The 1,300-nt window shown below is 69.5% G+C and carries 1 protein-coding gene; it reads left to right on the top strand.

Annotation, left to right across the window (positions count from 1 at the left end):
• The coding region (locus tag JCM19049_RS14445; RefSeq protein WP_279403285.1) for an FAD-dependent oxidoreductase at positions 1–1,212 on the top strand (1,212 nt) is incomplete at its 5' end.
• Between the last annotated feature and the right edge of the window lie 88 nt (positions 1,213–1,300).

Here is a 1,300-nt window from a genome sequence, read left to right as displayed (position 1 = left end):
GCGGCTGAACGTGTCCCTGCCGGAGGGCAGCGCCGACTGGCCGGCGATCCGCGACCGGATCTTCTCCCGCATCGACCGATCGCGCAGAACGGCTACGAATACCGGGACCAGTCGCCCAACGTGCAGGTCATCGCCGAAGAGGTGACCCTGGATGGCACCCACGGCTTGCGCACCGCCCAGGGCACCAGCATCAGCGCCGAGCAGCTGGTGATCGCGGCCGGATCCCACGCGGTGATCCCGGACATCGAGGGCTGCGACCTGCCCGGGGTGCACACCTCGGACACGGTGATGCGCCTGGAGCGCCTGCCGGAGCGGATCGTGATCGTCGGCGGCGGGTTCATCGCCTGCGAGTTCGCCGCGATCTTCTCCGGGCTGGGCTCCCGCACCACCCAGCTGATCCGCCGCCAACACCTGATGCGGCACATGGACACGGAGATCCGCGATGCGTTCAACGCCGAGGCCCCGAAGTACTGGAACGTTGAGCGCAACACCGAAACCCAGCGGATCACCAAGAACGCGGACGGGACCCTGGAAGTGCACACCAGCACGGGCACCCACACCGCGGACATCGTGCTGGTGGCCACCGGGCGCAAGCCCAACACGGATTTGATCGGCGCGCAGCAGGCCGGGCTGGACCTGCACCAGGACGGCCGGCTGGTGGTCGATGAGTACCAGCGGGTGCTGCGCGGCGGCCAGCCGGTGCCCGGGCTCTACGCGCTGGGGGACATCTGCAGCACCGAGCAGCTCAAGCACGTGGCCAACTACGAGGCCCGGGTGGTGGCCCACAACCTGCAGCACCCGCACGCGCTGCGGGCGAATTCCAACCGGGCGGTGCCCGCGGCGGTGTTCACCCACCCGGAGCTGGCGCAGATCGGGCTGACCGAGCAGGAGGCGGTGCAGCGCATCGGCCGGCAGAACGTGAGCACCAAAACCCAGATGGTGGGGGACACCGCCTACGGCTGGGCGCTGGAGGATCAGACCGGGCTGTTCAAGGTCGTCGCCGATCGGCGTGACGGTTCGATCTTGGGCGCGCACGCGATGGGCTACCAGGCCTCAAACCTGATCCAGCCGGTGGTGATGGCCATGAACCTGGGCATCGACGCCTACACCGCGGCCCGCGGCCAGTACTGGATCCACCCGGCGCTGATGGAGGTCACCGAGAACGCGTTGCTGGGACTGGACGTCCCGCAGGGCCAGGACGCCCCGCTCTAGCTGCCCCATCCCGGCGTTGAGCAGCGACGCGGGCGGTCAACTCGGCAGCACCGGTGCGCAGTGCGGCAGCTAGCGCCGCGGCCAGGCC

Source organism: Arthrobacter sp. JCM 19049, assembly GCF_001310435.1.
Note: the sequence above shows the minus strand (reverse complement) of the source record. Positions and strands in the feature narration are given on the sequence as shown.